This window comes from Oribacterium sp. (assembly GCF_057249185.1).
This window is the reverse complement of sequence record NZ_DBHIGR010000137.1, coordinates 1-6,226: the sequence shown is the minus strand read 5'-3', so window position 1 is coordinate 6,226 and position 6,226 is coordinate 1. Positions and strand designations below refer to the sequence as shown.

General features: G+C 44.9%; 3 protein-coding genes. All 3 read left to right on the top strand.

Annotated features, from left to right (window positions below):
- Nucleotides 1-151: 151 nt before the first annotated feature.
- From ACO4PX_RS07910 to ACO4PX_RS07900, 3 genes are read left to right on the top strand one after another with little or no spacing between them, the layout of a single operon-like run.
- On the top strand, nt 152-1,873 hold the full coding sequence (locus ACO4PX_RS07910) for a zinc-ribbon domain-containing protein (protein ID WP_485572199.1): 1,722 nt from the start codon (nt 152-154) through the stop codon (nt 1,871-1,873).
- Nucleotides 1,870-2,523, top strand: a complete 654-nt coding sequence (locus ACO4PX_RS07905) for an ABC transporter ATP-binding protein (RefSeq protein ID WP_485572198.1) — start codon at nt 1,870-1,872, stop codon at nt 2,521-2,523. The genes ACO4PX_RS07910 and ACO4PX_RS07905 overlap by 4 nt, the downstream gene beginning before the upstream one ends.
- 53 nt (nt 2,524-2,576) lie before the next feature.
- Entirely contained in the window at nt 2,577-5,054 is a 2,478-nt protein-coding gene (locus ACO4PX_RS07900; protein WP_485572197.1) for an ABC transporter permease, read from the top strand.
- The last annotated feature ends 1,172 nt before the right edge of the window (nt 5,055-6,226 follow it).

The window sequence follows — 6,226 nt, the reverse complement described above, 5'->3', positions numbered from 1 at the left end:
CAGAAGTAAAATCTACTGGGGGATAGATGAGTAGAATTTACTTTTTCATTTTTGGCCTTAAAAATTTAATATATTTTAAAAGATTTATTTCTGTAAATATGTTAAAATAAGTCTGTTCAATCGACAACTGAAGACAAAGGGAGGAAACAGAATGAAAAATTGTCCGAATTGTGGACAGGAAGTCCAAGACGAGGAGAAGTTTTGTGAGCACTGCGGAGAAAAGCTGGAAGGCGCAGAAACTGTAAGCGCTGAGGCAGGTGCTACCGGTGCTGAAACAAGCGCTGCAGCAGAAAGTAGTGAGGTTGGAGCAAATGCTGATCATGCAGTAAGTGCTGCAACAGCTACAGAAGCTGCTCCTGTAGAGCCCCAGGCAAGCTATTCCTATGCACAGACTTTAGAGGAGGCTCCTGCGGGAAAGAAGGGCATGAAGCTTTTAATCCCTGTCGTTGCCGTAATTATTCTTCTTTGCGCAGGCTTTTTTGCCTTTGGAAAGAAGTTACTTTCCGGTGGCGTGGCTTTAAGCACAGAGCAGAAGTTCCTTCATTATCAGGAGAAGTATCTCCAGGATAAGATGGATGCCATGGTGGCCTTAGGCTTTATTAACGAGGATTTAAAGCAGTCTTCCGATATGACCCTTACCGGAGAAATCGAAGGCAGTGACGAAATGAATAAGTATCTGAAGGATTCTCAGATTCAGTTAAAGTATGACATGGATGCGGAGAAGAATTCCTTTATCGTGAATTTAAGTGCCAAGATCATGGGTACAGATTTACTGGAAGGCTTTGCGGATTATCGTGACGGAAAGATCGGCTTTGCGATTCCTGTAGCGGATGAGCACTACTATCGGGGAGATTTAAAGACCATTATGAAGAATCTCACCGAGCAGGATATTGTGGCTCCGGATTTAAAGAAGTCTGCAGAGAACAGAAAGCGTTTGGTGGAAATTTCCAAGAAGTACGGAGATCTCCTTGTCGGTAGCATGAATAAGGATAACTTAACGGTAGAAAAGAAGGAATTCACCTTAGAGAATCTGAAGGAGAAGTATACCGGAGAGGTTTACGTATTTAAGCCCACAGAGGAAGATTTAAAGAATTTCTATGAGAAGCTGGCAGATACGGTAGAAAAGGACAGTGATTTAGAGTCTCTTTTAGAGGATGTTTATGCGACCAGCACCTGGGACAGCGCTTTAGGCATGGGAGATGCAAAAACGCCGAAGGATCAACTTAGTGAGCTGGCAAAGGAGATTCGTGATAATGCTGCGGATACCGCTAAGGAGATGGCGGACAATGAATTCCAGTGGCAGATTGCGGTTGTTGACGGAGATTTGAGACAGGTTCTGCTTTCTACAAAGGACGATTCCTTCTCTCTGGAGATTGCCAAGAAGGGCAAAGAGGTTACCGAGCAGATTAATGTTGTAAGCTCCAGCTCCGAGAATATGTACTTAAAGAACAGCTACAGTGTAAAGGATAAGATGCTGGAGGGAAGCATTTCCGGCGGTAACGGTGTTCTGGATGTTAAGGCTTTGGAATATAAGATCGATACCACCAAACATTCCGCTTTAATGCCTTACGGAACCTATATTGTAGAGGATCCTACAGGAATGGGAGCAAAGCTGACCCTTACTGTTTCTGACGGAGAGAAGGGCAGCAGCGATCATGAGATTGTAGTAGAGGGCTTACAGAACTACTATATGCCATTTAGCAGTGCGAAGATTAATCTGAACACCACCAAGACCGGTACAGCTACACTTCCGAAGGAAGAGGAAGTGGATATTTCCAACTATAGCCAAGAGGATTTCGATAAGTTGAGCGAGACTATTGGAAATGGCTTAGCGAAGGTAGCATCTACTTTACAGGGAGAACTTGCAGGATGATGAAGGAGAGCCTTTGTGAGATAAACAACTTAGGCCTTAGGTATCATAGAGGAGAGAGCGCCATATTACAGGGGCTCTCTCTTTCCCTATTCAAAGGAGAAATCGTAGGGATTCGCGGAGAAAACGGTGCCGGAAAAAGCAGCCTTTTAAAGGTAATAGCCGGTCTGCTTCCCTATCAGGAGGGAGAAATCCGGATGCCTAAGGAGGTTCGAAAGGGCCTTTCCTATCTGCCCCAGGACCTGTCCCTCTATGACAGCCTGACGGCATTGGAAAATCTGATTTTTTACGGAAAAATTCAGGGAATACCGGGGAGGCTTTTAAAAACCAGAGGGAACTGGCTTCTGGAGGAGTTGGGACTTTCTCAAAAAAGCCGGGAAAAGCTGTCCGCCCTGTCCGGGGGAATGAAGCGCCGGGTGCATTTGGCTTCGGCTCTTATGCTTCGTCCAAGCATTTTGCTTCTGGACGAACCTACCGTAGGATGTGATGAGGAATCCTATCACAGGATTCGAGACCTGCTTTTGAAGATGAAGAAGCAGGGCACAGGGATGCTGCTCATCAGCCACGGAAGAGGGGAGCTGGAGGATCTGGCGGATAGGATTTTGACTCTGGAACAGGGAAAACTAAGGGAGAAGTGCATATCATCGGATTGAAGTCATCCCAAGACTAAGGGGTGAAGATAGAAAAGGACTAAGGGGAGAAGAGAATGAAGGGATTTTTTGCGGCCATTTGGAAGGACGGAAGGTTATTTCTCCGAAAAGGAGGACTGTTTATTTTACTCTTTCCCCTGCTCCTGTTTCCCCTTTTTGCCTTTTTCTTTCAAGGACAAAGCAGTCAAATGCAGGCCTTTCCGGTGATGGTGATTGATGAAGATCAAACCATTATGTCCAAAACCCTGATTCGGGAAATGGAGAAGGTGGAGCTGTTTTCTACCGTTATCAAGGAAGAGGAAGAAATCGGACAGGAAGGTAGGGAAAAGGCCTTCCAAGAGGGAGTAGTAGGCATTTTACGAATCCCCAAGGATTTCTTTTATACCGCCTATCGCTTTGAGGGGGAGCCGGTAGACTTAAGCTTAAATGCCAATCGGCCCACGGAAAGTCTCCTGTTTCAAAGCATTTTCACCTCCATTATGGAAATTATGGAGAAGGAACAGGAAATCAGTAAAGGGGTTTTTCATGCCCTATATGGAGAAAGTCTTTCCAAACAAGAGGAAGAAAGCCTCTATGAGCATGCTTCGGAAAGATTGCTTACGGCTGTTTTAAAGCGACAGCTTGTCTTTGATGAGGAGGGGCAGAGCAGTCAAGTGGAGAAGGCACTTTCCCTTCGCATCTTTTCCTTTATTTTTTTCTTCCTATTGGCCTTTTGTGCCCTGTCTTCCGTTTTCTCAGTGCCGGAAGAGGAAAAGAAGGGGATTCCCCAGCGATTTGCCCTGCTGGGAGGAAGAGGCTTTTTCCTTTCTAAGCTCTTCTTTTTATTTCTTTCTGCACTGCCCCTTTTGCTTCTCTGCTTATTTGCGCTGCAAAAGTCTTTAGACCTTTCCCTAGAACAACTGGTACCGATTGCTTTCATTCTTTGTGTTGAGCTCTTGAGTTTCTTCTTTTTCTTTTATCAATTGTTTCGAATTATGGGAGAGGAAAGCACAGCAAAATTACTATCCTTTTCCCTACTCTTTTTGGGAATTCTCTATACCGGAAAGCTGTTCGGAGAGAGCAATGCACCGGAGCTTGTGAAGCGTCTTTCTCCCATCACCGTGAATAGAATGGTTTTAGAGGGTGTCCGGAGAGGGCTTTCCTTCTCTACTTTACTGTCTACTGCCCTTCCCCTGCTTTTATGGGACGCCTTGGCCCTTGCCTTAGGAATACTTTCAGGAATTTATTTTAAGCTTAAAACATTTTTTAAGCAAAAAGCATTTTCCCGAAAGCTCCAGAGAGAATCCAAGAGACAAGATGGACAATTCGGACAATATAGACCGGATGGACAACACGGACAATTCGGACAATATAGACCGGACGGACAACACGGACAACATGGACAATATAGACCCGGCGGACAATACAAATCATACGAAAAGTCTGCCCTTCCTTTTCCCTGCTCTTTACTTTCCCTTCGCTTTTCCCTCCTCTTAGGTGGCGGCAGGGGCTTCCTTTTGCTTGTTCTTTTCCTTCTTTCTCTTTTTGCCTATTCCCGGGTTGGGGGAAAGGAAAAGCTTTCGCTTATGCTGGTACGGGAAGATCAGGGAGCCTGGAGTGAAGAATTAATTCAGGAGCTGCAGCAGGAAAAGGGGCTTCAAGTGGAAGTCGTGGAAAATCAGGAAGCGGAAAAGGCTCTTTTGGAGGGCAGTGTAGAGGGGGTACTTTGGATTAAAGAGGGCTTTACCGGAGATACGGAGGGAAGAGGAAGCTTACATTACGAAAGCAGTGCGGATTCGCTGGCGGAAATGGGGATTCGGGAAATTGTAGCCGCGCTCAGCAGTACCCTTCGCATGGAGAAGGGCGCTCTTGCCTATGGGGAAAGCCTTTTAGGAAGAAGACTTAACGAAACGGAAAAAGAAGCTATAGAACAATCCATTGTAAAGAGTAAGAGAACAGAGCCTCTATATCAGATTCAGAAAATGAAAGGAGAAAGAGGCAGAAGCCTGTTCCAGCCCAAGCGGGAGGCCGTATTAGGCTTTGTTTTGTACTTCTTCCTATTTTCCTTGGGAACGGCATTGGGAACAGAAGAAGAGAAAAAGGTCTGCCAAAGGAGCAGGACCTATCCCGCCGGAAGACTACGATATCATCTAAGCGGAATTCTTCTCTTCGGACTTTTGAGCCTGGGATTTTTCCTTGTGCTGGAGGGCAGAACTATTTTGGGAATAGAAAAAGAAGGAGGCTTTCGCCTTGCAGAACTCTACAAGGATTTGCTCCTTCCCCTACTATGTACCCTGGGATTTTCTTTCTTCCTTTACAGCTTTGCCAGAAGACTGTCCTACTCCGTTTTTGGAGCGGAAATGGTAGGAGGCCTGTCCTTAAGTCTTGGCCTGCTATTCAGCTTCCTGGGCGGAAGCTTTATAGACTTTTCCTCCTTAAGCAATATCCCAAGCTTTATTCTCTACCTCTCCCCCATAGGGATTTATCAAATGGGAATGGAAGGACGGCTCCTCCCCATGGGAATACTGGTATTATTCAGTGTCTTACTGTTGTAAAAGGGGCTGTAAAAATGTAACGATGCGCTCTGATGCAGTATAGTCTATAATCAGGGCACGCTCTCGCTAACCTCGCCTTCGTAGTGAAGGACTGTATTCTTTTGTAACGATGCGCTCTGATGCAGTATGGGTCTGTAATCAGGGCACGCTCCCGCTAACCTCGCCTTCGTAACAGTACTAACTTCAAGCTTCGCTTTAGCTCGCTTTCAGTAAGTACTGACGGGCTCAGATTGCCCCTCTTACAGACTCATACTGCATCAATCGCTTCAATTATTGATTTTTGCAGTCCTTCCTTTCATCGGTCTTTCGCAAGTATCAAGCTCAGATTCCCCCTAATATAGACTACACTGCATTAATCGCTTCAATTATTGATTTTTACAGTCCTTCCCTTCACCGGCTTTCAGTAAGTTTCGATGGGCTTAGATTGCTTCTATTATAGACCCACGCTGTATCAATCGTTTCAATTATTGATTTTTACAGTCCTTCCCTTCACTGGCTTTTGGTAAGTTTCGACGGGCTTAGATTGCCCCTATTATAGACACACACTGCATCAATCGCTTCAATTATTGGTTTTTACAGTCTTTCCCTTCACCGATCTTTTGCAAGTATCAAGCTCAGACTACCCTGCATTCAGACCTATATTGTCGAAAATTGCTTTATTTTTCACAGCCCCATCCATTCAATTTGAAGCGTAATAAGTCTGAAACATAGTTAATCCGAGTCATAACAGCCTGAACAGAATAGTTCTGAAACATAGGTAGTTCGAGTCATAGTAGCCTGAGGCAGAATAGTTCTGAAACAGAGGGAGTTTGAGTCATAGCAGTCTGAAGTAGAATAGTTCTGAAACATAGGTAATCCGAGCCATAACAGCCTGAGGCAGAATAGTTCTGAAACAGAGGGAGTTTGAGTCATAGCAGTCTGAAGTAGAATAGTTTTGAAACATGGGTAATCCGAGTCATAACAGCCTGAAGTAGAATGGGTCTGAAACAAAGGGAGTTTGAGTCATAACAGTCTTAAGCAGAATAGGCTTGAATAGGGGTAGTCTGAGTTCGGTATTTGCAAAATCCGGCGAAGTGAAGAACTGTAAAAATCAATAAGTAAAGCGAATAATGCAGTATGGGTCTATAATAGGGGCAATCTGAGCCCGTCAGTACTTACTGAAAGCGAGCAAG